This is a genomic window from Variovorax sp. VRV01 (assembly GCF_014852545.1).
In the GTDB taxonomy this organism is placed as follows: Bacteria; Pseudomonadota; Gammaproteobacteria; order Burkholderiales; family Burkholderiaceae_C; genus Variovorax; species Variovorax beijingensis_A.
This window is the reverse complement of record NZ_JACVBS010000066.1, coordinates 1-492: the sequence shown is the minus strand read 5'-3', so window position 1 is coordinate 492 and position 492 is coordinate 1. Positions and strand designations below refer to the sequence as shown.

The 492-nt window shown below is 63.2% G+C and carries 1 protein-coding gene; it reads left to right on the top strand.

What is annotated here, in order from left to right; genetic code table 11:
• Position 1: 1 nt before the first annotated feature.
• Positions 2-484, top strand: a complete 483-nt coding sequence (locus IB278_RS33620) for an Hcp family type VI secretion system effector (RefSeq protein WP_012745360.1) — start codon at positions 2-4, stop codon at positions 482-484.
• The last annotated feature ends 8 nt before the right edge of the window (positions 485-492 follow it).

The window sequence follows — 492 nt, the reverse complement described above, 5'->3', positions numbered from 1 at the left end:
CATGGCAGTAGACATGTTCATGCGCGTCGAGGGCGCGAACGGCGAATCCAAGGACTCGAACCACAAGGACTGGACGGATATCAAGTCGTTCGCATGGGGAGCAACGCAGCCTGGCAACATGGTCAGCGGCGGCGGGGGCGGTGTGGGCAAGGCGAGCTTCAACGACCTGCAGGTGCTCGCGCGCATCGACAAGGCGGCGCCGTCGGTGATGAAGAACTGCGCGAGCGGCAAGCACCTGAGCAAGGTGGAAGTGTCGGTGTGCAAGGCGGGTGGTTCGCAGATCGAATACACGCGCGTGACGCTGGAAGAAGTGCTGGTCACCTCGGTGCAGTACTCGGCCGAGCAGGGCGGGGATGCGGTGCTGGTGCAGTTCGCGTTCCAGGCGGCCAAGGTGAAGCAGCAGTACTGGGAGCAGACCGACAAGGGCGGCAAGGGCGCCGAAACCGTGCTGGCCTGGAACATCAAGGAAAACCGGGAAGCCTGATTCCCCTT